Raw genomic sequence first — 24744 nt, forward strand, 5'->3', positions numbered from 1 at the left:
CACATGAAAAAGGCGCTAATCACAGGTGTAACAGGGCAAGACGGCTCTTATCTGGCTGAACTCCTTCTAGAGAAGGGTTACGAGGTTCACGGCCTGAAACGGCGCGCGTCGCTGTTCAACACCGACCGTATCGACCATCTGTATCAGGATCCCCACGAAACCGGCCGCCGTTTCATTCTCCACTACGGTGACATGACGGATTCCTCCAGCCTGATCCGCATCATCCAGCAGGTTCAGCCGGATGAAATCTACAATCTCGCTGCCCAGTCACATGTTGCGGTCTCCTTCGAGGAGCCGGAGTATACCGCTAATTCCGACGCTCTAGGCGCCCTGCGCATTCTCGAGGCGATGCGTATTCTAGGTCTCGAAAAGACCTGCCGCTTCTATCAGGCCTCCACCTCCGAGCTCTACGGACTGGTGCAGGAGATTCCGCAGCGGGAAACGACACCGTTTTATCCGCGCTCGCCCTACGCCGTCGCCAAGCTTTACGCCTATTGGATTACCGTCAATTACCGCGAAGCCTACGGCATGTATGCGTGCAATGGCATCCTGTTCAACCACGAAAGCCCGGTGCGCGGCGAGACCTTTGTAACGCGCAAGATCACGCGCGCGATCGCCCGCATCAAGCTCGGCTTGCAGGATTGCCTGTTCCTTGGAAACATGGATGCCAAGCGCGATTGGGGTCACGCCAAGGACTATGTCGAGATGCAGTGGTTGATGATGCAGCAGGAGACGCCCGAGGATTTTGTTATTGCAACCGGAGTGCAATTCAGCGTCCGGGAATTTGTCGATGCAGCTGCAAGTGAAGTGGGCATAGAAATTTCTTGGAAGGGCGAAGGCATCGACGAGAAAGGCTATGATCCGTCAGGCAAATGCATCGTCGCTGTCGATCCGCGCTATTTCCGCCCCACCGAAGTCGAAACCCTTCTCGGTGACGCGACGAAAGCGAAGGAAAAACTCGGATGGACACCTAAGATTACCTTCGAGGAACTTGTGCAGGAAATGATGCGAGAGGATCTGAAGGCCGCCGAGCGTGACGAACTGGTCAAGCGCCATGGCTTTTCCGCCTATGACTATCACGAGTGAGCCAATGGATAGGCAAGCAAAAATCTACGTTGCAGGGCACCGCGGCATGGTTGGATCGGCGATCGTGCGGCGGTTGCTGGACGGTGGCTACGACAATATCGTGACTCGCACACACGAGGAGCTTGACCTGGCGAACCAGCAGGCCGTCACCGCGTTCCTCGGCAAAGAAACTCCTGACTTCATCTTCATGGCTGCCGCCAAGGTCGGAGGCATCCATGCCAACAATACATTCCGTGCTGACTTTTTATACACCAACCTACTTATCGAGGCCAATATAACTAACGCCGCCTGGCAGGCGGGCGTGCACCGCATGCTGTTCCTGGGTTCTAGTTGCATCTATCCTCGGGATTGCCCCCAGCCGATCCGCGAGGACTACTTGCTGACGGGGCCGCTGGAGCAGACCAACGAACCCTACGCGATTGCCAAAATTGCCGGCATCAAGCTATGCGAGAACTACAATCGCCAGCATGGCACAAGGTATGTCTCCGCCATGCCGACCAATCTTTATGGGCCGAACGACAACTACGATTTGAACAACAGCCATGTGCTACCTGCGTTGATCCGAAAGGCGCATGAGGCGAAGGTTCGGGGCGATCGCGAAATGGTTGTTTGGGGATCTGGCAGTCCGATGCGCGAGTTCCTCTATGTCGATGACATGGCCGATGCTAGCGTGTTCCTGATGGAGAGCGGCGTCGCCGAGGGTCTCTACAATATTGGCACCGGGACGGATGTAACCATCCGGGAACTGGCGGAGACGGTCATGAAGGTTGTGGGTTTTGACGGCGATATTGTGTTCGACCAGACAAAGCCGGATGGCACGCCTCGTAAGCTCCTAAATGTCGATAGAATGAAGAAACTTGGGTGGCAGGCAAGCACACCTCTCATCGAAGGCATCGCCAAGGCCTATGCGGACTTTCAAAACCGGCCGGCGGGTTAAGCTATGAGCGCACCCTTGGTGACGATCGCCGTCCCGTCGTTCAATCAGGGGCGGTATCTCAACCAGGCGCTGGAATCCATCTTCCAGCAGGATGTGCCGGTCGAGGTGTTCGTCATGGATGCAGGCTCGACGGATTGTTCGATCGAAGTCATCCGTCAGTGGGAGCATCGGCTGGCTGGTTGGAGAAGCCACAGCGATAATGGACAGGCCGCTGCCATCAATGAGGGCATTGCGTGCGGCAGCGCACCGTACGTGGCCTGGCTGAACAGTGACGATTGGTATCTGAAAGGCGGACTGGGGCATCTTTGCCGCGCGCTTGCCGCCGAGGCGCCGGATGCGCCGGCGGCGTATGGCCTGGCGTTAAATGTCGTAGAGAGGACCGGACGACGTTATCCGGTGTGGGTAGAGCCGTTCAGCGAGCGCAGGCTGGCGCTGCGCTGCATCATCTCTCAGCCTGCTACGCTTATCCGTCGCTCGGCCTGGGAAGCCGTTGGCGGCGCCGATCCGGATCTGCACATGGTCATGGATTACGACCTCTGGTGGCGCCTTTTCAAAGCAAGCGGCCCGCTTCATTTTGTGCAGCAGGATGTCGCCGTCAACCGCGAGCACGAAACGACTAAGACCAAAACCCTGCGCCGCCAGCATTACAGCGAGGCGATCCGCACAGTCCGGAAACATCACGGCAGCGTGCCAATCAAATGGTGGCTGATGCAGCCCTACGCCGTCTGGTACAAGGCCCTCATGGGTTAGGGCCTACCTCTCGGCATCTGTTAACCGTCATCCTCGGTCAGCGTAAGCTTAGGGACCTGTAAAGATCGACGTATTCGGCAACCATGCGCGCCGCCGTGAAGTTTTCCATATAGCGACGGAACGCTGCAGCTCCATAGCGCTGCGTAAGTTCGATATCGTCCGCCAGATCGTTCATTGCCTTCGCCAGTTGCCGGGTGTCATTCGGCGCAACGACGATTCCAGTGACACCATGGAGATTAACGTAGCTCGTTCCGGTTCCGATCTCGCAGCTGATCATCGGCTTTCCGAACCTTTCCGCCTCTACCAGCGACAGACCGAAAGCCTCCGATCGGAGGTGCGAGGGAAAAACCAATGCGATGCACAGTTCGAGTAGCGCCGCCTTTGCGTTGTCGGAAACCGCACCTACGAAATGCAGATTTTGCAGACCGAGGTCGGCCGCGCGCGCCTTGAGCTCGACTTCCATAGGACCGCCGCCGACGATCACAACATCCGCAGTCGCTTCCTTCGCAGCCTCAAGAAGGATGTGAATGCCCTTGTAGTAGCGAAGAACGCCGACGAAGAGAAAGAACGGTTTTGGAAATCGGGCTTTCCACTGATTCTTTTCAGCTTCATCCGCAGTGGCGGAATCTGCGCCGTCGAGGCCCAACGGGATGACTACGGTCTTGTTCTTGAACCGCTGAAGAACTTCGCTGGATTCAAGATAATTTGGCGATGTCGCAACGATCTGATCCACGCACGAGAGGAAGTGCAACATCAGTGGCCTATATATCCGGCCGAGCGCCTTCTGCTTCACGATGTCCGAATGATAGGTCACAATCGATGGCTTGCGAGGTGGGGTCGCGAAGTGCACCAAGTCCATAAAAGGCCATGGAAAATGGTAGTGTACAATATCGGCCTGCGCGCTCAGTTCGCGAAACTTTCTAAAAACGTCCAGCGAGAAACCGGTCGAGGCCAGCTCGAGATTCTGTTTCGCCTTGTGAGCCATGTGGCCATCGAACTCGACAGTATTGATTAGTGGATCGGGGCTAAGGGACAACACATCGGTCTGAATGCCGTGAGCATTGCCGCCCTTGGCTAGAGCGTGGATCGTGCGCTCGATGCCCCCGAAGGTGTCTGGCCAGTAAGTCTTGAAGAAGTGAAGAACACGCATATGGAAAGCCCTGCTTGACGTAGCGCTGATTGGATAGCTTCAAATCGGTAGCTAAAACAGATTGAGTTTCACCAAGCACACTTTACCAAGCTCGCGATCGGTTCGTCGCTGGCCAGCGGAGTCGCCCATCCCGACTGTTCTATGACGCTTTCACGCTCGTCGACTTTCGCTGCACGCAGATCGAGGACAACTTGATAGCGGTCGGGATCACCAAGGGACTTGTCGATGCAATAGGGAAAAAGGCCTGCGGCGGTTGCCGCCGATATCTTGTCGGTCAATCCTGCGTATCCACGGTCGCGGCAGCTCCGACTATCATCCCCACCACAGCCCAGGCAATTGACTTCTGTTTATTATTCAACATGGCATTCACTGAATGTGTGTTGCTTGTAGCTGCCCGACGAAAGACTTGAAAGCGGGAATGTCGAAATCCTCGTGTCGTCCATTATGGATAGCGAGGGCTATCGGCGCATCGTACTTCGACCATATCTGCTTGAGTTGCTAAAAACAATCAAGCGTCGACAAAAAGGGAGATGCTCGGAGGTTGCTTGAGGTCAACGCCGAACGACGGGTGAAAAACGCGTACTGCCGCGATCCGCGCAGATCAGGGCGACGATGAAGGCGAAGATCGGGTCCAATGCCTTCTGCCGAACATGATGCCAAAGCTGCCGGTGATGACGTAACTTGTCGCCAGAAGACGGGCGAGCGCTATGGCCGAATCCCTACCCGGTCCTGCTTCCTTCCTCCACGCGCCGATCACCGGCGTCAGGAGCATAAGTGAAAGTGCCGCCGTGCCGAAGATGCGGGCGTCGATCGATCCCTTGGTGATGCGTCGCGTTATCGACCCATTCCGCATCCGGCTTGATCGGCTTCATGAGATTCTTCAGGAGGCTTTCGGCTGGACCAGCAGCCATCTATATGAGTACAGGGTCCGTGACATCGGGTTCGGCGTGCCTCATGACGGCTTTGATGACTCCATCGGTTCTCGCAAGGAAACTCTTCTTGCCGCTATCAAAGATATCGGCGCGAGATCATTCAAGTATCTCTAAACTTCGGCGACGGCTGGACGCACGACCTTCTGGCTACCGTTGACTTCGATGATCCCTTCTTTCTCGACTTGTCGGACGAGGGGCGACGTACACTACGATCCTGGCGACGTCGACGCCGCCAATCCCGCAAACACGTCGAGGCTCCTGCCGCAAAGTGGAAGCGCCGATCGCGCAAAAAAAAGCCTGACCCTGCGGTCCTCAGCGCATGCTTACGATGAGCCGTGCTGTTTGCGATAGGCCTAGTCAGAGCTTTGATCCTGCAATTTTGGCGATCGCATACCATTCATTCGTGGGCTCGAGCGATCCGGTCAGAAGCGCGTCCTCAACGATCAGGTGATCTGCAAATTTCCAACAGATGCAAGACGAGCCCAGAAACATCAGCTTTTCGACGTCCGCCCTATGGGCTGCGTTGGATGACGTTCGCTTGCAGGATCAAGTTGTCGTAAAGGAAGTCGGCCGGAGAGGTGGCGTTCACAAGCATACCGCCGACTCGCGCTGCGGCCAGGAAGACGGCGTCGGGACGATTCTTCCTCATCCAGGCCTCCACCTCGTCCTCCCGCCTGAGATCGACTTCGGCGCGGGTGGCGGTCAAAATCTCGCAGCCCTCGGATGCGAGGCGCCGCACAATTGCAGAGCCCACCATGCCGCGGTGGCCCGCGACATAGACCCGTTTTCAGGCGAGGCTTAGATCACCTCAGGCATAGGCCAAACCCTTGGTAACACCGACCGACGGACCATTTCGTGCCATCACTTTCAGGTCCTCGCGGACTATCTCCGCTACCAGCTGATCAAGAACATACGTTTCACGAGCCGCCGCCACACAGTACTCCGCTCAGCTTCTCCAAATGCTCCGAGCAAACGGCTTTGACCAACTCAATCAGGTTGGCCGTTTGCTCCCCGAGCCAAGCAAGCGCTTCGTCGGTGATCTCGAAATGCTCGGAGTACCGTGCCTTCACATAGGCTTCGTTCAGCGTGTTGAACCAGGCGCGCTCTCTGTGCAGATCGCGAGGAAAGGCATCGATCAGTCGTCGGTCCTGCTCCTCCGCAAGCGAGCGTAGGAACTTGATATTGTGCGATGGCGGGCCGTAATTGGTGAGCGTAAGCAGGACACAAGAATAGGCCTGTTCAATCGATTGATGAAGTTCGAATGCAGCATTCTCTGCATACCCCCGATCTATCGCGAAGCGGCCAATTTCGAGGAAACGACTCGCCGCCCTAAACCTTTGCTCGAAATGCCCCTTCGCAACACGTAGCCGACCCTCCGTCGAAAGTAGCTCAGGCAAAGGCAGAGGCTCATTGTCCAGTTCGTACAGAACGATGCCTTCGTTTCTGATGTCGGAGAAAAAATACTGCCCCTCCCTGAGGTAGGTATTCACCTCTCGTCTGGAGTGGACGATGAAGCTCACTGGCGTTTCAATCAAGCTTTCCCGGACTAGCCGGTCGGCTGCCTTGTACCAGTACTCGGCAAACTCGCAGAGCCTGCGGTTGTTGACGATGATCAGGAGATCGAAGTCGGAGCGATATCCCTTCATCGTATAAGGTTCATCGACCCAGCCACCCTTGGCGTAGGAGCCGAACAGGATGATCTTCAGAATCCTGCCCCGCTTCTTGAAATCCGCGGTGCCCTCTTTCAGCGCGTCCTCGAACTCCTCGTGGAGAATTTCGAGAACGCGGCCAATCTCGCGCTGCTTGCGAAGTGGCATATGGTTGAGAGAGGATTTCATCATGGAGAGCAATGATCGCGGGCAGCTTCAAATCACATCGAGAAATTGAGGCACTTAGCCTGATTCTACACGGGTTGCCTTAAACCACAAATCGTAAATCGACCGGTGACCGCCTCGGTTAGAGACAATCGGCAGTTCCGAGGCTACCACCGTGAGATCGTTCCCACTTCTCACGTGAACAGCTCGCCAAAATTCGCGACGCGATCGTGTCGCATGGTTCTTGACGCGAAATCGTGTCTGTAAGAGCGATACGGTGGGAAAAAGCAAATCATTTGGCCAACCGGCGAATGCTGCGGCCCCTTCGTGAGGGATTTCATTGTCCGGCGGCACTTCAAACACTAGCGAAAATGTTGGTGCAGTGTAATTGTGGCGGAAAATGCAGGGAGCAGTTGAATACCTCTTCCCTGATCTGTAAGCAGGTTGTGATCGGAGAGGAATTTTCATGGACTACAACCTTTACCATGCCACAACTGCCAACAAGATCCTGAATGTCAAAGGCAAGAGAGTTCTGGTTATAGGCTGCAACACTGGCGGAGATTGCACGTATTTTGTCGACCTCGGAGCGAAGGAAGTTCACGGCGTCGATGTCGTTGATGGCATCGGTAGGGACTTCAAGCATCCTCGTGTAACCTATCATCAGGAGAGCGCAGAAGAGATGAAGAGCCTCCAATCTGGCTACTTCGATCTTGTCTATACGTTCGCGACGATGGAGCATGTCCCTGATGTATTCTTGGCATTTGCTGAGATGGAGAGGGTGTTGGCTCCAGGCGGGGCGATCTACAGCATCGCCTCTCCGCTGTGGAACTCTCGCAATGGGCATCATTTCCCCCAGTATTTCGGAGATTACCCATGGGCGCATCTCCGGCTATCTCGCGACGAAGCCATGAAGTATCTGGTCGACAGAAAGATTGAAATTGCTGCGGCGAATGAATCTGCGGAAGTCGTCGTGAATTACATGTATGTGGATGCTTTTAACTTTAATAAGCGTTCATCACGCGACTACGCTGCAGCGACCAGCCGCCTTAAGGGGCTGTCGATTTTGGCAGATAATCTTGATCGAGAACCTGAAGGCGCTGTTCCTGCCGATATCATGCGCGAGCTTGAAGCGAAGGGATATCATGATGATGATCTTCGGGCAGTCACGCACTGCTTCATCGCGAAAAAGCCGAAACGCTGGTGGCAGGCGTTCGCCTAGCTAGCACTACTTTGGCAGATTAACCGGCCATTTACGATGATTGGCCATCTTGGGCATTTTCACAGGGGTGCCCTACGCATTCGGATTGCTGATGGCAACCCGCAACGCATCCTCGACAAGGGACAGCAGCATATGCCGGGCGAAGTGGCGTGGCTCGTTGGTGAATGGCGTTCAAACGACGAGCGCAAATATTATCTCTCCAATCTGCCGGCCGAGGCGACCTTGAAAGCTCTCGCGGCCGCCATCAAAGCGCGATGGGTCTGCGAGCAGGCTCATCAGCAGATGAAGGAAGAACTCGGCCTCGATCACTTTGAAGGCCGATCGTGGCAGGGCCTACACCGACACGCGTTGATGACGATGATTGCCTATGCCTTTCTTCAACATCAACGCCTCAACAAGGCAAAGCGGGAAAAAAAGGAAGAGGCACGGTCCGCCTAAGCCGACACTGCCGGCCATCCGGCGCGCTGTCATAGCCGCGCTCTCAAACCACCATCCACCACAACGATGTCCTCACTGCCGTATCAGGTTCCAAATGACCCCAAATTCAATTCTGCCAAAGTAGTGCTAGTTTCCGTCCACAAACGCCAACTGCCACCGGCGCTGCCTCCGCATATTTCGCGCGTGGGCATCACCTGTGGGCTACAGGTCTGGGCATTGCCAAAACGATATCCGGCGCTACTAGGGAGAATTGGCTGGGGAACCTGGATTCGAACCAAGATCGACGGAGTCAGAGTCCGCTGTTCTACCATTGAACTATTCCCCAGCAAAAGCGAACCGGCGGGCGGTTCGGCTGGTGTGCGGCGCTTATAAACAAAAGCCGGGGGATTGCAAATACCTGTTTTGAAAAAAATCCGTCATGCGGGAGGGCAGCGCAACTCGTCCTCAAATCCCCTGTCCAAAAAAGAATTTGGCGATTTCGGCGGGCGCTGATATTCTTGCGGCAACGCAAAAATCGAATGAGCGCCTGCTGCATACCTCCGGACTTGCGCGGCGCGATGGAAAACGAACGTGGAAGACCCCGAAGGCGGCGCAAAGCCGCAATTTGACGGGGCGTCGGCGGTAGGGCGCAAGGACGGCAAAAAGTCCAGGCGCCGCAAGGGCAAGCGTGGCGGGCAATCCCGCAACGCGGCTTATCCCGCTTCGCATGAGCTTTCCGGCGATGCCGGACAGCCTGCACGCCCGCTAGAGGATGCAGCCGGGAATCCGGCCCGCAAGCGAAAGCGTCGCCGTCGTGGCGGCCAAGGTGCTGTGCAGGACGGTTCACTTCAATCTCCTGCCATGGAACAGCCGGGAGTGGCAGGCCACGCAGCCCGGCCCGACAGCGATTCGGCGCCGAGCCGGCGCAATCGTCGGAAACATCGCGGCAAGCGCGGTCTGCAGGGCCGACCGCTGATACCGGCGAAGCCCTCCGGCGCAACGCAGCAGGGAAACCGTACGGAAGAGACGGCGCGCAGTGCCGATCCGCGCGAAGCGCAGAATGGCGCAACCGCCAGCCGCAAGGGTCGCCAGGATAACGATGCGCGTCCCGGTCGCGAGGGAGATCGCGAGCACGCGTGGCCGGACGAGCTCTATGCCGCTCTCGATCTCGGCACCAACAATTGCCGTCTGCTGATCGCACAGCCGACCCGTCCGGGACAATTCCGCGTCGTCGACGCCTTCTCTCGCATCGTGCGCCTCGGCGAAGGGCTTGCGGCAAGCGGCCGTCTGTCCGACGAGGCGATGGAGAGAGCAGTCGAGGCGCTGCGGATATGCGCCTCCAAGCTGAGGAGCCGGGAGATCCGCCGCATGCGGCTGATCGCCACCGAGGCTTGCCGCCAGGCGGTCAATGGCGAGGAATTCCTCAGCCGGGTCGTTGCGGAAACCGGCCTTGCGCTCGAGATCATCGACCGGGAAACGGAAGCGCGGCTTGCCGTCTCCGGCTGCTCCTCGCTGGTCGGGCGTGAGACGCGCTCCGTCGTGCTCTTCGATATCGGCGGCGGTTCGTCGGAGATCGCCGTCATCCGCATCGGCGACAACCGCTTCAGCCGGCTGGCCAATCACATCACCCACTGGACCTCGCTGCCGGTTGGCGTCGTGACGCTGTCGGAGCGCCACGGCGGACGCGACGTCACGCCGGAGATCTTCGAGGGCATGGTGCGCGAGGTCGAAGGCATGCTCGGGTGTTTCGATTGCCCTGAGATAGAGGTTGCCCAGACGAGCGATTTTCATCTGATCGGCACGTCGGGCACGGTAACGACGCTAGCCGGCGTTCATCTCGACCTGCCGCGTTATGACCGGCGCAAGGTCGATGGCATCTGGCTGTCCGATGGCGAGGTCTCCGCCATGCAGGCGAAACTGCTTTCCTGGGATTTTGCAAGCCGAGCTGCCAACCCCTGCATTGGGCCTGATCGCGCCGATCTGGTCCTTGCCGGCTGTGCCATCCTCGAAGCGATCCGCCGCCGCTGGCCGAGCCCGCGCATGCGCGTTGCCGACCGCGGCTTGAGGGAAGGCCTGCTCACAGACATGATGGCCGATGACGGCGTGTGGCGGCGGAACCGCAACCGCCGCGGCCAGCGCGCGAGATAAGGGGAAGGCATGACCAAGGCACCGATCGCGGGAAATCGCACCGGCCGCAAGCTCGGCCAGCGCGTGAAGAACAAGAAGATGAAGGCGTCCTCCCGCCAGTGGCTGCAACGCCATATCAACGATCCCTACGTGCAGCGTGCGCAGCTCGAAGGCTATCGGGCCCGCGCCGCTTTCAAGCTGCTGGAGATCGACGAGAAATATCATATCCTTCGCGGCGCCAGGCGTATCATCGATCTGGGTGCCGCGCCCGGCAGTTGGTCGCAGATCGCCGCCAAGGTCACCGGCTCGACGGATGACGATATCCGTGTCGCAGCGATCGATTTCCTCGAAATGGCCCAGCTTCCCGGCGTCAGGATCCTGCAGCTCGATTTCCTGGATCCGACGGCGCCTGACAAGCTAATGGAGGCGGTCGGCGGCACGCCCGATCTCGTCATATCGGACATGGCCGCGCCGACCACCGGCCACCACCGCACCGACCATCTGCGCACCATGCATCTCTGCGAGGTGGCGGCCCATTTCGCCATTGAGGTGCTGGGGGAGGGCGGGCACTTCCTCACCAAGACCTTCCAAGGCGGCACCGAGCGCGATCTGCTTGCCATGCTGAAGCAGAATTTCCGCCAGGTCGTCCATGTCAAGCCGAACTCCTCACGTGCCGAATCGGTCGAGATGTTCCTGTTGGCGAAGGGCTTCAAAGGGCGAAGGGCCGAGGAGCAAGCAAAGGAGGCTTGATCTTCGGGCCGGTCCTGTCCGATGATGGCGACCCAGGAACTGAACAGCTGATCCTATGCTTCTTTACGTCACGCTCGGAACCAATGACCTCTATCGCGCAGGGCATTTTTACGATGCCGTGCTGGCTGCGCTCGGTTATCGTCGCCAGCACTATTCGGAGGAGGAAATCGGCTATTCCGCCGATGGCGATACACGCTGCCGCTTCTGGGTGGTGACCCCATTCAATCGCCGCCGGGCAACTGCCGGCAACGGCGCAATGGTCGCGTTTTCCGCCGAAACGCGGGCGGCTGTCGATGCCTTCCATGCGGCGGCCGTGGCAGCTGGCGGCGTGGACGAAGGCGGGCCGGGCCTGCGCCCCTACCATGCCCATTTCTATGCCGCCTATGTGCGCGATCTCGACGGCAACAAGCTCAGTGCGGTCTGCGAAAACCCCGAATAATCCGAGGTCTATTTCACGGCCGGCTGCTCAGCCTCGATCGTGGATGTCGCGATGCGCCTTGAGCGGTGGCCGGAAACGAGCGCGCCGGCATTGCGGTCCATCCTGACGAAGGGAATGGTCGCGATGACCGTCAGCCCGGCGATAATATAGAAGGCGAGGTGGAAATCGGTGACATCAAGCGCCTCGCCGCGGAAATAGATCGAGGTTTCCAGGATCGCGGCGGCGACCGCAACGCCGAGCGCCAGGCTGATCTGCTGCATCACCGAACTCATCGATGTCGCCTGGCTCGCTTCGGCATCATCGATATCGGCAAAGGCGAGCGCATTGACGCCGGTAAACATGAAGGAGCGGGAGAAGCCGCCGAGAAGCAGCACGCCGATGATGGCGAGATGCGGTGTCGACGGCGTGAACAGGCCGGTAATCACGGTCACAAGCGTCGTCACCATGGCGGCGCCGAGAAGCGTCGTGCGGAAGCCGGCGGCTGCAAAGACGCGCTTTGCCATGAACTTCGTGGTGATCGCCCCGATCGCGCCGGCAAAGGTGATGAGGCCGGATTGGAACGGCGTCAGTCCGAAGCCGAGCTGCAGCATCAGCGGCGTCAGGAAGGGCATGGCGCCGACGCAGATACGAAAGAGCGTACCGCCGACGGTGGAGGCTCGGAATGTCGGGTTCTTGAAGAGGTTGAGGTTGAGGATCGGCGCCGGGTGCCGCTTGGCGTGGCGCACATAGAGCAAGCCGCAGACGAGGCCGATTACGGTGGCGGTGACGCCGATGATCGGCGGCAGGGCCGGCAGGCTGACCACCGACAGGCCGAAGACGACGCCCGCGGCGGAAAACGAGGTGAGCGCGAAGCCGGTGAAATCGAGCTTTGGCGGCGCTGTCGCCTCCACCTCCGGCAGGAAGATCGTCGCAAGCCAGATACCGATGATCCCGACCGGCACATTGATCAGGAAGATCCAGTGCCAGCTGAAATAGGTGGTGATGAAGCCGCCGAGCGGCGGACCTGTGAGCGGGCCGACAAGTGCGGGGATGGTGAGCAGCGCCATGGCCGAGACGAGATCGCTGCGCTGCGTCGTGCGTACCAGGACGAGGCGGCCGACCGGCGTCATCATCGCTCCGCCCATGCCCTGCAGGAAGCGGGCGAAGACGAATTCGACGAGGCTGGACGAGGCAGCGCAGAAGATCGAGCCGATGACGAAGACCGATATGGCAAGGCGGAAGATCTTCTTGGCGCCGAACCTGTCGGCCATCCAGCCGCTGACCGGGATGAAGACCGCAAGCGCAACCATGTAGGACGTCAGCGCCAGTTTCAGCGTGATCGGTCCGACATGCAAATCCGTTGCGATCGCCGGCAGCGCCGTCGAGATGACCGTAGAATCCATCTGTTCCATGAAGAGAGCAACGGCGAGGATCAGCGGGACGATGCGATTCATAGGCGGGAGCCTCGATGGGCTGTGGATTGGCGCTGGAAAGGCCCGTGCTGTTTAGTCCCGCCTGCCGGTCATGCCAATCCCTCAATCCGCGTGGATGAGACATTTGGTTCACGTCTGCGTGAGATGGCTTGTCCGACAACCTCGCCTGTCAAGATTGGCATATATCTGCTGCGCCGGAACAAGAAATCCGGCCGGGATCATTGGGCCGCGGTGACGCGCCTGATGTCACGGGAGAGGGATGCATGGCTATTTCAATTGGAATAAAGCGGCGCACGCTTTTTGCGGCAAGCCTCGGGCTGTTGGCGGCGCCGGCAATTCTAAGAGACAGGGCCGAAGCGGCCGCGACTGGAGAAAGCAGAAATATGAATGTAACGCCTTTGCCTGAGATCAATCAATTCAAGCTTGGTTCCTACAAATTCACCGTCGTCCGCGACGGCATCAACATCTCCGAAAAGCCTTATGAGACCTTCGGCACCAATCAGGATCCCGAAACCGTCAAGGCCTTACTGAGCGCGAATTTCCTGCCGGCCGACAAGTTCCTCAACGGCTATTCGCCGGCCCTCATCGAGACCGGTGCGGATGTCATTCTCGTCGATACCGGCTTCGGCGCCTCTGGTCGTGCGCGCGGCGCCGGCCAGCTTGCCGAAGGCTTAAAGACCGCGGGATATTCGGCCGACGACGTCACCGTCGTCGCGCTGACCCATCTGCATGGCGATCATATCGGCGGGCTGATGGAAAACGGCGCGGCTGCCTTCAGGAATGCCCGCTATGTCATTGGCCAGGCCGAATATGATTTCTGGTCGGACAAGGCGCGCGAAGGCACGCCCGCCGAAGGCGGTCACAAAGCCGTGCTCGCCAATGTGACGCCGCTCATCGAAAAAGCCGCCTTCATCAAGGACGGTGACAGCGTCGCATCCGGCGTGACGGCGATGCTGGCGGCCGGCCACTCGCCGGGGCATATGGTGTTCCACGTCGAAACCGAGGGCAAACGCCTGGTGCTGACCGGCGATACGGCCAATCACTATATCCTGTCGCTGCTGCGTCCGGATTGGGAGGTGCGCTTCGACATGGACAAGTCGCAGGCGGCGGCCACCCGCCGCAAGGTTTTCGATATGATAGCGACCGACAAGATCGCCTTCCTGGGTTACCACATGCCGTTCCCTGCGGTCGGCTTCGTCGAGAGGCAGGATGGCGGTTACCGCTTCGTGCCGAAGACCTATCAGTTCGACATCTGAGCCAGATGCATGGCACCCATGACGAGCCCGGCGGACATGCCGGGCTTTTTCCTATTTCCTTCCTGTCATAGACGTGTTACCAGCCCTCGCCAACTTCCAAGCAACTCAATGCTGACCGCGGAGCGGACGATTCGTTTCCCGACCAGGTCGCATTTTTCTTTAACGAAGGAATTTGGCCATGGCACGAATCATTGAAACGGCAACCGGCGCGGACGCGCTTACCTTCGACGACGTGCTGCTGCAGCCGGGTCACTCAGAGGTCATGCCCGGCCAGACGAACATCTCCACCCGCATCGCCCGGGATTTCGATCTCAACATCCCGATCCTCTCTTCGGCCATGGATACCGTCACCGAAAGCCGGCTTGCGATCGCTATGGCGCAGGCCGGCGGCCTTGGCGTCATCCACCGCAACCTGACGCCGATTGAGCAGGCCGAAGAGGTCCGCCAGGTGAAGAAGTTCGAAAGCGGCATGGTCGTCAATCCGGTCACCATCGGCCCCGATGCGAAGCTCGCCGAAGCGCTGGGCCTGATGAAATCGCACGGCATCTCGGGCATTCCCGTCGTCGAAAAGTCTGGCCGCCTCGTCGGTATCCTGACCAACCGTGATGTCCGCTTCGCCTCCGATCCGGAGCAGAAGATCCACGAGCTGATGACCAAAGACAATCTGGTCACCGTCAAGGAGAACGTCGATCAGCAGGAAGCCAAGCGCCTGCTGCATTCGCATCGCATCGAGAAGCTCCTGGTGGTCGATACTGAAGGCCGCTGCGTCGGCCTCATCACCGTCAAGGACATCGAGAAGTCGCAGCTGAACCCGAATGCTTCCAAGGATGCGCAGGGCAGGCTTCGCGCCGCTGCCGCCATCAGCGTCGGCGATGACGGTTTCGAACGCGCCGAACGCCTGATCGAGGCCGGTGTCGACCTTCTAGTCGTCGATACCGCCCACGGCCATTCGCAGCGCGTCCTTGATGCCGTCACCCGCGTCAAGAAGCTTTCCAACTCGGTGCGCATCATGGCTGGCAACGTCGCCACCTATGACGGCACGAGAGCGCTGATCGATGCAGGTGCCGACGCCGTCAAGGTCGGCATCGGGCCGGGTTCGATCTGCACGACGCGCATCGTCGCCGGAGTCGGCGTTCCCCAGCTCGCTGCCATCATGTCGGCGGTCCAGGCGGCACAGGATCAGGACGTGCCCGTCATCGCCGATGGCGGCATCAAGTTCTCGGGCGATCTCGCCAAGGCGATCGCTGCCGGCGCTTCCGCCGTCATGATCGGCTCACTGCTGGCAGGCACCGATGAAAGCCCGGGCGAGGTCTATCTCTACCAGGGACGTTCGTTCAAGGCCTATCGCGGCATGGGTTCCGTCGGCGCCATGGCCCGCGGTTCGGCCGATCGTTATTTCCAGGCGGAGGTGCGCGACACGCTAAAGCTCGTTCCGGAGGGCATCGAAGGCCAGGTGCCGTACAAGGGACCGGTCTCGGCCGTCGTCCACCAGTTGGCCGGTGGCCTCAAGGCGGCCATGGGTTATGTCGGCGGAAAGGACATCAAGGATTTCCAGGAGCGGGCGACCTTCGTGCGCATCTCCGGCGCCGGGCTTCGCGAAAGCCACGCTCATGACGTGACGATCACCCGCGAGAGCCCGAATTATCCGGGCGCCGGCCTCTGACATGAAAGCGAGCAGCGGGATTCCCCTCTGGGTCGTCGCGCTGCTCGCAGCCCTTTGCTTGGCCGTACTTGCCTGGACGACCTTCGGCTTCGTCGTTCCGTTCAAGCACGAGACCGGACAAGCAGTGCTCGACACCTATTTTGCCGGCTATGACAAATCGGCCGTCTTCCACATGCAGAAGCTGCTCGATGAGAACGAAACAGCGACCAGGCTGCTGCGCGCCATGTATTTCGGACCGGAGCTGATCTTTCCGGCATTGCTGACGGCGCTGCTGTTCCTTGCCTTCCTCAAGCTTGGACCTGTCGGCTCGTGGTTCGGCCGGTCACTGCATCCGCTCGTCGCTATGGCGGTCTATTTGCTGCCTTTCCTTTACGGCATTGCTGACTATGGCGAGAACATCTCGAGCCTGATCGCCTTCGGCGGCGGCGCATCCGCAACGCTTGCGATGTACATTTTGCCGTGGATGACGCGGCTGAAATTCGCAAGCCTCGCCATCTGCTTCATCGTCATCGCCCGGCTTGCCATCGCCCGATGGCTCTCACCGCGTGAAGACTAAGGTGCTATCAGCCTGTCCACCGCCACGTCGGATTTGAAAGTCGCGCCACCATGAAATCCGAGAGCACCTCCACCTTCGCAGGCCGAGCCCGGGCAGAGGGCGTGACGAAATAGAGTGCTCCGCTCGGCAGCGTCCAGTCGGTGAGGATCGCTTTCAACCTGCCATCGGCGAGATATTCGTGCGCCATGAATTCCGGCAGTTCTACAATCCCAAGGCCGTGCAACGCCATCGGAATCAAGGCTTGCGAATTGGTGGAGCGCAACGGACCGGCCGGCACGACAACTTCCTCTTCGCCTGCCTTATTGCGAAAGCGCCAGATGTCCTGGCGCGGCCGATAGGCGTACCCTAGGCAATGATCGGCCTTAAGCTCGCGCGGATGTCGCGGCGTGCCGTATCTATCGAGGTACGCAGGTGCAGCGAGAATGAAGGGAGCGACCGCTGCCAGCCTCCGGGCGACCAATGAGGAATCCGGCAGAACGGCAATTCTCAGGGCAGCATCGAAACCGTCTCCCACCAGGTCGACGACGGCGTCGCTCATATGCAGGTCGATAGAAATATCGGGATAGAGGTCGAAAAAATCGGGCAGGATCGGCGCCAGCCAGCGTGTGCCGAAAGCCATCGGCACGGCAAGCCGGATAAGTCCCCGCGGTCGGCTGGACAGCTCGCGCGCTGCATTTTCCGCAGCCTCTGCCTCCGCATAGAGCCGCGAGGCACTGTCGACCAATCGCAAGCCGAAATCCGTCAGCGCCAGTTGCCGGGAGGTGCGGTTGAAGAGCCGTGCGCCAAGTCTCTCCTCCAGCCTGCTGACAGCCCGCGAAACGGTAGGCACCGATACACCGAGCGTCCTGGCGGCGCGAGCGAAAGAACGCTCTTCGGCCACCTTGGCGAACATTGCGAGGCCTTCGAAATCCGGAAATTTCGTCATTTCATTCCTGTAATGATAGCTTTCATTTCTTTCTATTTCGAAACGTTCCCTGCGTCCATATCTCAGCCTTGGTCGAACAACAGGAGACGACAATGACGCAGAGATTGAGTGGAAAGATCGCAGTGATTACCGGCGCATCATCGGGCATCGGCCTTGCCACTGCCAAGCGTTTCGCCGCCGAAGGCGCCCGGCTTTTCGTGACCGGCCGGCGCAAGGACGTGCTCGACGCGGCCGTAGCGGAAATAGGGGGCCAGGTTGTTGGCATCCAGGCGGACTCCGCAGAGCTTGCCGACCTTGACCGGCTCTATGAACGCGTGAAAGCCGAAGCCGGCCGGATAGATGTGCTGTTCGTCAATGCCGGCGGTGGTTCGATGTTGCCGCTCGGCGAAATTACCGAAGAGCAGTATGACGACACGTTCGACAGAAATGTGAAAGGCGTTCTTTTCACCGTGCAGAAGGCGCTGCCGCTGCTCGGTCAGGGCTCATCGGTTATCCTGACGGGATCGACGGCGGGCTCGACCGGTACTCCGGCCTTCAGCGTCTACGCCGCCTCGAAGGCCGCGTTACGAAGCTTCGCTCGCAACTGGATCCTTGATCTCAAGGATCGCGGCATTCGTATCAATACGCTGAGCCCCGGTTCTACAAAGACAACCGGTCTCGTCGAACTCGCCGGCAAGGATCCGGTGCAGCAGCAGGGCTTGCTCGATTATCTCGCAACGCAGGTGCCAATGGGGCGCGTCGGCCGCGCCGAAGAGATCGCCGCCGCCGCACTCTTTCTTGCTTCCGACGATTCGAGCTTCGTCACCGGTATCGAACTTTTCGCCGACGGCGGCGCCGCGCAGGTGTGATGAAATCCGGCGGCCCGCCAATGTTTGACGGCGGGCCGCCGACACTGGAATCCCGCCCGTCTCTGCGATCTTAGGCCGCGCTGGTATCCGGTTTCCCTTTCGGCTACTGCTCGCGACGACGGCAAAAGCGGAAAGGCACACGACCATATGACCGGCTATCAAATCTTCTGGCCACTCCTTGCCCATGTGGCCCTGGTCTATGGTCTTTATGCCCTTCTCGGCATGCGGCGCGCAAAAATGATCCGTGCCGGCAAGATCGCGAAATCGGATTATTGCGAAAATCGCGATGAGCCGGCCGAGAGCCTGGTCGTCAAGAACTGCCTCGCCAACCAGTTCGAGCTGCCGGTGCTGTTCTATGCCTGCTGCGTTCTTCTCTATATCACCGAGGCGGATAATGTCGTTGCCGGCGTCCTGGCCTGGGCCTTCGTCGCTTTGCGTTATGCCCATGCAGCCGTCCACGTTACCAGCAACGACCTGCGCTATCGCAGCCCGATCTTTGCCGCCGGCTACATCGTGCTCGCTGCGATGTGGGTGTGGCTTGCCGTCTGGATGGCAGCGAGTTGACGCTGCCGCAGAAACCGCATCGTCCCGTAGCTGCGGACAAATCCAAGACGTTGCCGGAACGCACGTGACCTGGCGTTTTGCCGTCGCTCATCAGGGGCGATGACGTCTGCGGTCTCTTCTTTACCAAAGAATATTACAACTATTTCAGGTCTATCGGATACTGGATCAATTAACGCGATATGCTTTGATCTGCGCTTTTGCCAATCGTTAAAATGCGAGCGTTTCCGTTTACCGCCGTTGAAGGCTTGCATGTCATATCCGGCCGATGCGCCGGTTTGGCAGATCGCTTCCGTCGCGAAAAAAACGATAAAAATGGGAACGATATGGGCGCCGAAAGCATGGATCGCATAGGACTGCGCAGGAAGCCGAAGCAGGAGCGCAGTATCCAGAGGCTGGATCTCATTCTCGCCGCCGCCGCCAGGATTATTGCAAAGAAGGGCGTTAGCGCCATGCGGATGACGGAACTTGCCGTCGCCGCCAAGGTGCCGATCGGTTCGGTCTATCAATATTTCCCGGAGAAGGCTGCGATCGTCAAAGCCCTGTTCGACCAGCACGCCTCGGCGATCCAGGCAAAGATGGCGGCAATGTTCGTCGATGTGCGGTCGCTCGATCAGGCGCTCGACCGCGTCTGCACCGTGATCGACTGGTATTACGAATCCTATCGCAACGATCCCGTCTATCTCGGCGTCTGGATGGGCACCGAGATGGATCAGGATCTGCTGCAGCTGAACATCGAGCATAGCGGCCGCGTTGCCGGCATTTTCCATGACGCCGTCCGCGGCCTGGCCCCCGACCTTTGCGACGAAGAGATGTACGCGCGCACTTACCTCTTCAGCCATCTGATCGGCGCCGTCATTCGCCTTGCCGCCGTGAGCGAAGAGGCCTTGGCGCGGCGTATGCTCGATGAGTGGAAGCGCGTCATCCGCGCCTCCCTTTTCGCAGCGACCGCACAGAACGCCGCCTGAGCGCTTCTACCAGCTCGGCACCATGTTGGCGGCTTTCAGCCGCGGGTAAAGCCGGGCCTGGGCGGATTTGACATCAGCCTCGAGGTTGTCGTCGACGACGGCAGGGGTGATATTGTCGAGGCAGGCCGTAATATGTGCCGTGATGGCGTTCATCAGCGAGAGCGAAACGCCTGGCCGCTTCATGATGCCGATCTGCACCGGCGGCAGCGCCGGAAAGCCGTCTGCCTGGCTCAGCACCTTCATGCCGGTTCGCAGTGCCGATTCCGGCATCACCGAAACCGCCATGCCGGCGAGCACGGCAGCGGCAACGACGGTGCAGGACCAGCTGGTGAACAGGATCTGATGTTCGCGGCCCACAGCATCGAGCGCCGAGCAGGCAAGCTGGCGCCACTGGCAATCGCGCCGGCCGACGGCAAGCGGCACCGGCGCGTCGTCGCGGATCGGGTGGTTGGCTGAGCCCACCCAGCAGAGCGGCTCGGTTCTCACCACATCGGACATGCGCTCGCGCGGATTGTGGGTGACGAGCGCGATATCGAGCTCTCCCTTGTGCATGCGCTCGGCAAGATCCACCGAAGGCTCGCAGACGATGTAGAGCTCGACGTTCGGATGGGTCTTGGCGAAGCGGCCGATGATTTCGGGCATGTAGCGGTCCGCATAGTCGTCCGGCGTGCCGATCCGCAGCGTCCCCTCCAGCCTGTTATCGTCGAAGGCGGCGATCGCCTCGTTGTTCAGGCGGATGATACGCCGGGCGTAGTTTAGCAACTTTTCACCCTCGACCGTCAGCCGGTTGCCGCGTCCATCCTTGATGAACAGCTGCTTGCCGATACGCTCCTCGAGGCGGCGCATCTGCATGGAGACGGCCGATTGGGTCTTGTAGACCTTGTCGGCCGCCTTGGTGAAGCTGCCGGAGTCCACGATGGCGATGAAAGTCTGCAACTGGTCGAGATCAAGAGGCGCGGCCATGATTTCACCCATAAAGATAGCTGATGATAATCATTAGAAACATTCGTTGGACTGATCAATAGGTCTTTGGCATCTTCGGGATGCAAATCAAGCAAAGTGAAGGACAGACGCCCTGCCTGTCCGAGCCGATTCAACCTTGCTCCTTCCCGTATGACCTCGCGGGAGGGGCAGGTTGTTGCGCGCCCGAAAGAAAGGAGAGTTCGATGCGCATGACAGACCGAACACTAGAACTCGACTGCAGCAAGCTTACCCCGACGTTTTCCCAGCGTCTGGTGGCAGGCCTCGCTCCATTGGCCTCCCTCTTTCGCGTGTTCCGCAATCGCATGGAGATCAACAGGCTGCATGATCTGAGCGACACTCAGCTGAGGGATATCGGCCTCACCCGGGCCGACGTAACCTCTGCGTTCCTGGCGTCGACCTTCTTCGAGGACCCGTCGGAACACCTGACGCGCTCGGCGCGTAATCGCTGGCGCCTGCCGTCGCTCCTGCGTTCCTACGACGAGTAGGAACGTCGAGTTTCCCCGCAGGGTGATAGCCAATAGCCCTGCCGCTTAACCCGGTGATCGGCTTTTCCCAAGCCATCTCCGGGTTTTTTTATGGCTAAACCAAGAGCTAACGCGCGGCTGGCAAAACGGAAAGGCCGCGCCACGATTTAGAACGTCCTTGATGCGCGTCTGAAAAGACGCGCGGCGCTAGGTTTCAGAGGAGGGCTTGGGCCGATGGGTTTCGAAGATCATTTCCAGGTTCTTCTGGTAGCTCTTCTGCACTTCGAGCCCGCTGTCGAACATGGCGTTCAGCATGTCGGCATAGCTGTCGGCATTGACTTTCGCCTCTTCCTTCGGCGCTTCCGGCGTCTTGGCCGCCGGCTGCTGGCCAAGTCCGGCCATCATCTCCTGGAAGGCTTTGGCGAAGGGATTGTCGAGGAAGGGGTTCGGCTGAGCTGCCGGTTGCGGCTTCGGCGTCGAAAACATCCCCTGCATCGCCTGCGTGAAGGGATTGTCGAAGATGCTGGGTTCCGGCGCCTTCGGCTTCGGCGCGAAGCCGGTACTCTCAAGCCATTTCTGAATCGTCTCGCCCATCGCCGTGTTGACGAAGGGATTGACCGGCGAAGCCATCTGGCCGGTCGTCTGCTTGAAGAGGCCGCCCATCAGCGTGTCGGCCAGCACCGGCAGCATCTGCTTGTAAATCTCCTGGCCGATCCCGGTCATCTGCGCGGCCTGGGCGGCCACCGCGCGCGAAACCTCCTTTGAGCCGAAAAGCTGGGCAAGGATGTTGTTGCCGTCGGATATGCCCTCCGGCGTGAAGGCCCGGCTCATATCCTCGAAATATCGTGCGTAGTTGCCGGAGGCGACGGCCTGCATCAGCCCGACGAAATCGTAAGGGTTGCTGGTGCTGCGTTTCAGGCCGGCGGAAAAAGCCGGCATCAGCGCCGCCATCGCCTTGGTCGCCTGTTCCTGCGCCAGGTTGAACTGCCGGGCGACCGCCTCCATCGCCGCGCCGTTCTGCGCCTGCATCATCATATCGAAGAGTGGCAGCATGGAAGTCCCTTTCCCCGAGTCGTGACGCGTGTCACGTCACTATATCCGGAAATGGTAATGTGCAAACGGCTTTTTGCCAGAAGAGCTTAAAGCGATTCCAGCAAAAAACCGCAGCGGTTTTCCGCCCGGCATTGTGCAATAGGAACCCGGAGCAGGCTCAGTACTGATAGTCCTCGAAGACCGGCTCAACCGAGCCGTTCCAGCGGCCATTATAAAGAGCCAGCAGATCCTCGGCGAGCGTCGCCTTCTTGGCGAGCACCTCGTCGAGCGGCGCCAGGAAGATGCTCTCATCCTGGCCTTCGCGGTTGAGCTTGCCGCGGGCCTTGAGGCCGGCCCTTGATATGCCGACCACCTCGCGCGCCACGTCGAAAAGCGGATGGCCGCGAAACTCAGCCTTCAATCCTTCGGCGGGAACGGCATTGCGCAGGACGCCGACCTCGGCAAAGCTCCAGTCTTTCGTCAGTTCGTCCGCGGCCTCAAGCGCTGCATCGTCATAAAGCAGCCCGACCCAGAAAGCCGGAAGCGCACAGATGCGCCGCCACGGCCCGCCGTCGGCGCCGCGCATTTCGAGGAAACGCTTCAGCCGCACGTCAGGGAAGAGCGTGGACAGGTGGTTCGTCCAGTCGCCCATCGTCGGCGCCGGATCGGCGACCTCGCCCTTCAATGCGCCGTTCATGAACTGGCGGAAAGTGACATGGGTACAGTCGTGATAGTGGCCGTCGCGGACGATGAAATACATCGGCACGTCGAGCGCCCATTCGGCATAGTCGCGGAAGCCGAAATCGTCGCGGAAGGTGAAATCGAGCAGGCCGGAACGCCGGTTATCGACATCGCGCCAGATATCGCCGCGCCAGGAGAGCAGCCCGTTCGGCTTGCCTTCGGTGAAGGGCGAGGATGCAAAGAGGGCGGTCGCCAGCGATTGCAGCTTCATCGAGACGCGCATTTTCTTGCGCATGTCGGCTTCCGAGGAGAAGTCGAGATTCACCTGGATCGTGCAGGTGCGGTACATCATGTCGAGACCCTTGGTGCCGACCTTCGGCATATAGCGGGTCATGATCTCGTAGCGCGATTTCGGCATTTGCGGAGTTTCCGCATAAGTCCATTTCGGACTGCCGCCGATGCCGAGGAAGCGGATGCCCATCGGCTCGGCGATCTCGCGCAGCGTCGCCAGATGCTGGTTCGATTCCCTGCAGGTCTCGTGGATCGTCTCAAGCGGCGCGCCGGACAATTCGAACTGGCCGCCGGGCTCGATCGAGATCGCGCCCATGCCGTTCTGCTCGGCAAGGCCGATAATGTTGCCGCCGTCCGTGATCGGCTCCCAGCCGCACTTCTTCTGCAAGCCGGTGAGCAGGGCGGAAATGCTGGCATCGCCGTAATAGGGAACCGGGCTGTTGTCGGCGCGGAAGAAGGCGAATTTCTCGTGTTCGGTGCCGATCCGGAAGCGCTCCCGCGGCTTGTTGCCCGCGGCGAGATAGTCGGTCAGTTCCTGGACCGAAGAAAGTGGCGTCTGGTCGGTAGTGTCGCGGGCCATGCGGGGGTACCTGTATCCGGAAAGGCGCCCAGGGGGCGGGCAATTGGAAGGTGATTAGGACCCAAGCCACGTATGTTGCAAGTGAAATTGTTTCAACGACGCATCAAAAAAACAGCAGCGATTTCCATGTCAACCCGTTTCGACCTTAGTTCCAGTCGCCGATCGCCGCCTGGACCACTGCCAGCGCCGCAACGGCTGCGGTATCGGCCCGCAAGATGCGCGGTCCGAGCGGAATGGCGGTGACGAAATCGAGGCTTCGAAGCCGCGCGCGTTCTTCCTCCGAAAAGCCGCCTTCCGGCCCGACGAGCAGGGCCAGATGCCTTTCCCTGATCGCCGACAGCACCGGCAGCGGGTTTTGCCCGGCATCGCCTTCGTCGCAATAGATGATGCGGCGCTCCTTCGGCCAGCGGTCGAGCAGGTCGGAAAGCCTCGTCGGTTCGGCGACTTCAGGAATGCCGAGAATGCCGCATTGCTCCGCCGCCTCGACGACATTGGCGCGCAGCTTGTCGAGATTGGTGATCTTGCCCTGCACGTGCTGGGTCATGACCGGCTGCAGCAGGCCGGCTCCCATCTCGACCGCTTTTTGCACGAGATAATCCATGCGGCCGACCTTGAGCGGCGCAAAGAGATAATGCAGGTCGCAGGGCGCGGGCTGTGGCCGCGTCTCTTCGGCTGCGGCCAGCAGGATGCGCTTGCGCGTGGGGAAGGAGAGGGCAGCCTTCCACTCGCCGTCGCGGCCGTTGAAGATCAGGATTTCTGCCCCTTCCTCCAGCCGCAGCACATTGGCGAGATAGTTGAACTGATCGGCATTCGCCTCGATGACTGCGCCGCTGGAAAGCGGCGCGTCGACGAAAAGCCGTTGCATGCGGAAATTGGCGCGCATTCGAAAAACTCGGAGTCCT

The 24744-nt window shown here is 59.6% G+C and carries 24 protein-coding genes, 1 tRNA gene and 3 pseudogenes; 16 read left to right on the top strand and 12 right to left on the bottom strand.

Features of this window, described 5'->3' with window-relative positions; translation table 11 throughout:
- Positions 1-3 precede the first annotated feature (3 nt).
- Genes gmd through EFB14_RS29005 form a run of 3 tightly spaced genes read left to right on the top strand, consistent with a single transcriptional unit; the run spans position 4 to position 2773 of the window.
- A complete protein-coding gene (gene gmd / locus EFB14_RS28995) occupies positions 4-1086 on the top strand; it encodes a GDP-mannose 4,6-dehydratase (RefSeq protein ID WP_125843809.1) in 1083 nt (360 codons plus the stop codon).
- Between the two features lie 4 nt (positions 1087-1090).
- Positions 1091-2023 carry a GDP-L-fucose synthase family protein gene (locus EFB14_RS29000; RefSeq protein ID WP_125843810.1) on the top strand — a complete coding sequence of 311 codons (933 nt, stop codon included), beginning with the start codon at positions 1091-1093 and terminating at the stop codon, positions 2021-2023.
- A gap of 18 nt (positions 2024-2041) precedes the next feature.
- Positions 2042-2773 (top strand): glycosyltransferase, encoded by a 732-nt coding sequence (locus EFB14_RS29005; protein ID WP_245438333.1) that lies wholly within the window; start codon positions 2042-2044, stop codon positions 2771-2773.
- A gap of 37 nt (positions 2774-2810) precedes the next feature.
- Here the strand turns inward: EFB14_RS29005 and EFB14_RS29010 are convergent, their stop codons facing one another.
- From EFB14_RS29010 to EFB14_RS29020, 3 genes and pseudogenes are all read right to left on the bottom strand, one after another.
- Complete coding sequence (locus EFB14_RS29010; protein ID WP_126830041.1) at positions 2811-3923, bottom strand: glycosyltransferase family 4 protein; 1113 nt, start codon at positions 3921-3923, stop codon at positions 2811-2813.
- Positions 3924-3991: 68 nt separating this feature from the next.
- Complete coding sequence (locus tag EFB14_RS29015; RefSeq protein ID WP_126830043.1) at positions 3992-4201, bottom strand: hypothetical protein; 210 nt, start codon at positions 4199-4201, stop codon at positions 3992-3994.
- A gap of 273 nt (positions 4202-4474) precedes the next feature.
- Positions 4475-4737, bottom strand: a pseudogene (locus EFB14_RS29020) (O-antigen ligase family protein); the annotation flags it as partial.
- Positions 4738-4747: 10 nt separating this feature from the next.
- Between EFB14_RS29020 and EFB14_RS33615 the strand changes: the two are divergent.
- Positions 4748-4969: a plasmid pRiA4b ORF-3 family protein gene (locus tag EFB14_RS33615; RefSeq protein WP_245438331.1), complete on the top strand. Its 222-nt coding sequence runs from the start codon at positions 4748-4750 to the stop codon at positions 4967-4969.
- A gap of 246 nt (positions 4970-5215) precedes the next feature.
- Here the strand turns inward: EFB14_RS33615 and EFB14_RS29030 are convergent.
- Both EFB14_RS29030 and EFB14_RS29035 read right to left on the bottom strand, forming a co-directional pair.
- Positions 5216-5612, bottom strand: a pseudogene (locus tag EFB14_RS29030) (NAD-dependent epimerase/dehydratase family protein); the annotation flags it as partial.
- 160 nt (positions 5613-5772) lie between these two features.
- Entirely contained in the window at positions 5773-6696 is a 924-nt protein-coding gene (locus EFB14_RS29035; protein ID WP_126830045.1) for a nucleotidyltransferase and HEPN domain-containing protein, read from the bottom strand.
- 439 nt (positions 6697-7135) lie between these two features.
- Between EFB14_RS29035 and EFB14_RS29040 the strand changes: the two genes are divergently transcribed.
- A complete protein-coding gene (locus EFB14_RS29040; protein ID WP_125843815.1) occupies positions 7136-7888 on the top strand; it encodes a class I SAM-dependent methyltransferase in 753 nt (250 codons plus the stop codon).
- 69 nt (positions 7889-7957) lie between these two features.
- Positions 7958-8311: pseudogene (locus EFB14_RS29045) on the top strand (transposase); the annotation flags it as partial.
- Between the two features lie 266 nt (positions 8312-8577).
- Here EFB14_RS29045 and EFB14_RS29050 read toward each other — a convergent pair.
- Positions 8578-8651: transfer RNA gene (locus EFB14_RS29050), tRNA-Gln, on the bottom strand.
- A 245-nt stretch (positions 8652-8896) separates the two neighbouring features.
- Here EFB14_RS29050 and EFB14_RS29055 point away from each other — a divergent pair.
- Genes EFB14_RS29055 through EFB14_RS29065 form a run of 3 tightly spaced genes read left to right on the top strand, consistent with a single transcriptional unit; the run spans position 8897 to position 11621 of the window.
- Positions 8897-10453 (top strand): Ppx/GppA phosphatase family protein, encoded by a 1557-nt coding sequence (locus EFB14_RS29055; RefSeq protein WP_125843839.1) that lies wholly within the window; start codon positions 8897-8899, stop codon positions 10451-10453.
- Between the two features lie 9 nt (positions 10454-10462).
- Positions 10463-11182: an RlmE family RNA methyltransferase gene (locus tag EFB14_RS29060; protein WP_126830047.1), complete on the top strand. Its 720-nt coding sequence runs from the start codon at positions 10463-10465 to the stop codon at positions 11180-11182.
- Between the two features lie 55 nt (positions 11183-11237).
- The gene (locus EFB14_RS29065) at positions 11238-11621 is read left to right on the top strand and encodes a VOC family protein (RefSeq protein WP_126830049.1); all 384 of its coding nucleotides are present in this window, start codon (positions 11238-11240) and stop codon (positions 11619-11621) included.
- An 8-nt stretch (positions 11622-11629) separates the two neighbouring features.
- Here EFB14_RS29065 and EFB14_RS29070 read toward each other — a convergent pair whose 3' ends face one another.
- On the bottom strand, positions 11630-13054 hold the full coding sequence (locus EFB14_RS29070; RefSeq protein ID WP_126830050.1) for a DHA2 family efflux MFS transporter permease subunit: 1425 nt from the start codon (positions 13052-13054) through the stop codon (positions 11630-11632).
- A gap of 242 nt (positions 13055-13296) precedes the next feature.
- Between EFB14_RS29070 and EFB14_RS29075 the strand changes: the two genes are divergently transcribed.
- The 3 genes from EFB14_RS29075 to EFB14_RS29085 all read left to right on the top strand — a co-directional run bounded on the left by EFB14_RS29075 (position 13297) and on the right by EFB14_RS29085 (position 16508).
- Entirely contained in the window at positions 13297-14289 is a 993-nt protein-coding gene (locus EFB14_RS29075) for an MBL fold metallo-hydrolase (protein ID WP_126830052.1), read from the top strand.
- Positions 14290-14467: 178 nt separating this feature from the next.
- On the top strand, positions 14468-15952 hold the full coding sequence (gene guaB / locus EFB14_RS29080) for an IMP dehydrogenase (protein ID WP_125843844.1): 1485 nt from the start codon (positions 14468-14470) through the stop codon (positions 15950-15952).
- Position 15953: 1 nt separating this feature from the next.
- On the top strand, positions 15954-16508 hold the full coding sequence (locus EFB14_RS29085; protein ID WP_126830054.1) for a hypothetical protein: 555 nt from the start codon (positions 15954-15956) through the stop codon (positions 16506-16508).
- Positions 16509-16515: 7 nt separating this feature from the next.
- Here the strand turns inward: EFB14_RS29085 and EFB14_RS29090 are convergent, their stop codons facing one another.
- Positions 16516-17433: a LysR family transcriptional regulator gene (locus EFB14_RS29090; RefSeq protein WP_126830056.1), complete on the bottom strand. Its 918-nt coding sequence runs from the start codon at positions 17431-17433 to the stop codon at positions 16516-16518.
- A gap of 92 nt (positions 17434-17525) precedes the next feature.
- On the opposite strand from EFB14_RS29090, the gene EFB14_RS29095 reads away from it, so the two are divergent.
- The 3 genes from EFB14_RS29095 (at position 17526) to EFB14_RS29105 (ending at position 19810) form a co-directional block, all read left to right on the top strand.
- The gene (locus EFB14_RS29095) at positions 17526-18281 is read left to right on the top strand and encodes an SDR family NAD(P)-dependent oxidoreductase (RefSeq protein ID WP_126830057.1); all 756 of its coding nucleotides are present in this window, start codon (positions 17526-17528) and stop codon (positions 18279-18281) included.
- Positions 18282-18428: 147 nt separating this feature from the next.
- Positions 18429-18845: an MAPEG family protein gene (locus EFB14_RS29100; protein ID WP_126830060.1), complete on the top strand. Its 417-nt coding sequence runs from the start codon at positions 18429-18431 to the stop codon at positions 18843-18845.
- 323 nt (positions 18846-19168) lie between these two features.
- A complete protein-coding gene (locus tag EFB14_RS29105) occupies positions 19169-19810 on the top strand; it encodes a TetR family transcriptional regulator (protein WP_125843848.1) in 642 nt (213 codons plus the stop codon).
- A gap of 6 nt (positions 19811-19816) precedes the next feature.
- Here EFB14_RS29105 and EFB14_RS29110 read toward each other — a convergent pair whose 3' ends face one another.
- Complete coding sequence (locus EFB14_RS29110) at positions 19817-20773, bottom strand: LysR substrate-binding domain-containing protein (protein ID WP_126830062.1); 957 nt, start codon at positions 20771-20773, stop codon at positions 19817-19819.
- A gap of 203 nt (positions 20774-20976) precedes the next feature.
- On the opposite strand from EFB14_RS29110, the gene EFB14_RS29115 reads away from it, so the two are divergent.
- Positions 20977-21279 (top strand): YjiS-like domain-containing protein, encoded by a 303-nt coding sequence (locus EFB14_RS29115; protein WP_125843850.1) that lies wholly within the window; start codon positions 20977-20979, stop codon positions 21277-21279.
- 186 nt (positions 21280-21465) lie between these two features.
- Here EFB14_RS29115 and EFB14_RS29120 read toward each other — a convergent pair whose 3' ends face one another.
- The 3 genes from EFB14_RS29120 to EFB14_RS29130 all read right to left on the bottom strand — a co-directional run bounded on the left by EFB14_RS29120 (position 21466) and on the right by EFB14_RS29130 (position 24725).
- The gene (locus tag EFB14_RS29120) at positions 21466-22311 is read right to left on the bottom strand and encodes a DUF937 domain-containing protein (RefSeq protein WP_126830064.1); all 846 of its coding nucleotides are present in this window, start codon (positions 22309-22311) and stop codon (positions 21466-21468) included.
- 157 nt (positions 22312-22468) lie between these two features.
- Positions 22469-23842 (bottom strand): glutamate--cysteine ligase, encoded by a 1374-nt coding sequence (locus EFB14_RS29125; protein ID WP_126830066.1) that lies wholly within the window; start codon positions 23840-23842, stop codon positions 22469-22471.
- Between the two features lie 145 nt (positions 23843-23987).
- Complete coding sequence (locus tag EFB14_RS29130) at positions 23988-24725, bottom strand: 16S rRNA (uracil(1498)-N(3))-methyltransferase (protein WP_126830068.1); 738 nt, start codon at positions 24723-24725, stop codon at positions 23988-23990.
- Between the last annotated feature and the right edge of the window lie 19 nt (positions 24726-24744).

Origin of the sequence: Rhizobium fabae, assembly GCF_003985135.1 — a bacterium.
GTDB classification, from domain to species: domain Bacteria; phylum Pseudomonadota; class Alphaproteobacteria; order Rhizobiales; family Rhizobiaceae; genus Rhizobium; species Rhizobium pisi.

Bases quoted from the DNA above. Each gene is read 5' to 3' on its own strand.
- EFB14_RS29130 (WP_126830068.1), bottom strand. From the start codon at position 24,725: ATGCGCGCCAATTTCCGCATGCAACGGCTTTTCGTCGACGCGCCGCTT.
- EFB14_RS29010 (WP_126830041.1), bottom strand. From the start codon at position 3,923: ATGCGTGTTCTTCACTTCTTCAAGACTTACTGGCCAGACACCTTCGGG.
- EFB14_RS29125 (WP_126830066.1), bottom strand. From the start codon at position 23,842: ATGGCCCGCGACACTACCGACCAGACGCCACTTTCTTCGGTCCAGGAA.
- EFB14_RS29090 (WP_126830056.1), bottom strand. From the start codon at position 17,433: ATGACGAAATTTCCGGATTTCGAAGGCCTCGCAATGTTCGCCAAGGTG.
- EFB14_RS29095 (WP_126830057.1), top strand. From the start codon at position 17,526: ATGACGCAGAGATTGAGTGGAAAGATCGCAGTGATTACCGGCGCATCA.
- EFB14_RS29105 (WP_125843848.1), top strand. From the start codon at position 19,169: ATGGGCGCCGAAAGCATGGATCGCATAGGACTGCGCAGGAAGCCGAAG.
- EFB14_RS33615 (WP_245438331.1), top strand. From the start codon at position 4,748: ATGCGTCGCGTTATCGACCCATTCCGCATCCGGCTTGATCGGCTTCAT.
- EFB14_RS29110 (WP_126830062.1), bottom strand. From the start codon at position 20,773: ATGGCCGCGCCTCTTGATCTCGACCAGTTGCAGACTTTCATCGCCATC.
- guaB (WP_125843844.1), top strand. From the start codon at position 14,468: ATGGCACGAATCATTGAAACGGCAACCGGCGCGGACGCGCTTACCTTC.
- EFB14_RS29075 (WP_126830052.1), top strand. From the start codon at position 13,297: ATGGCTATTTCAATTGGAATAAAGCGGCGCACGCTTTTTGCGGCAAGC.
- EFB14_RS29115 (WP_125843850.1), top strand. From the start codon at position 20,977: ATGCGCATGACAGACCGAACACTAGAACTCGACTGCAGCAAGCTTACC.
- EFB14_RS29035 (WP_126830045.1), bottom strand. From the start codon at position 6,696: ATGATGAAATCCTCTCTCAACCATATGCCACTTCGCAAGCAGCGCGAG.
- EFB14_RS29060 (WP_126830047.1), top strand. From the start codon at position 10,463: ATGACCAAGGCACCGATCGCGGGAAATCGCACCGGCCGCAAGCTCGGC.
- EFB14_RS29070 (WP_126830050.1), bottom strand. From the start codon at position 13,054: ATGAATCGCATCGTCCCGCTGATCCTCGCCGTTGCTCTCTTCATGGAA.
- EFB14_RS29000 (WP_125843810.1), top strand. From the start codon at position 1,091: ATGGATAGGCAAGCAAAAATCTACGTTGCAGGGCACCGCGGCATGGTT.
- EFB14_RS29085 (WP_126830054.1), top strand. From the start codon at position 15,954: ATGAAAGCGAGCAGCGGGATTCCCCTCTGGGTCGTCGCGCTGCTCGCA.
- EFB14_RS29040 (WP_125843815.1), top strand. From the start codon at position 7,136: ATGGACTACAACCTTTACCATGCCACAACTGCCAACAAGATCCTGAAT.
- EFB14_RS29065 (WP_126830049.1), top strand. From the start codon at position 11,238: ATGCTTCTTTACGTCACGCTCGGAACCAATGACCTCTATCGCGCAGGG.
- EFB14_RS29120 (WP_126830064.1), bottom strand. From the start codon at position 22,311: ATGCTGCCACTCTTCGATATGATGATGCAGGCGCAGAACGGCGCGGCG.
- gmd (WP_125843809.1), top strand. From the start codon at position 4: ATGAAAAAGGCGCTAATCACAGGTGTAACAGGGCAAGACGGCTCTTAT.
- EFB14_RS29100 (WP_126830060.1), top strand. From the start codon at position 18,429: ATGACCGGCTATCAAATCTTCTGGCCACTCCTTGCCCATGTGGCCCTG.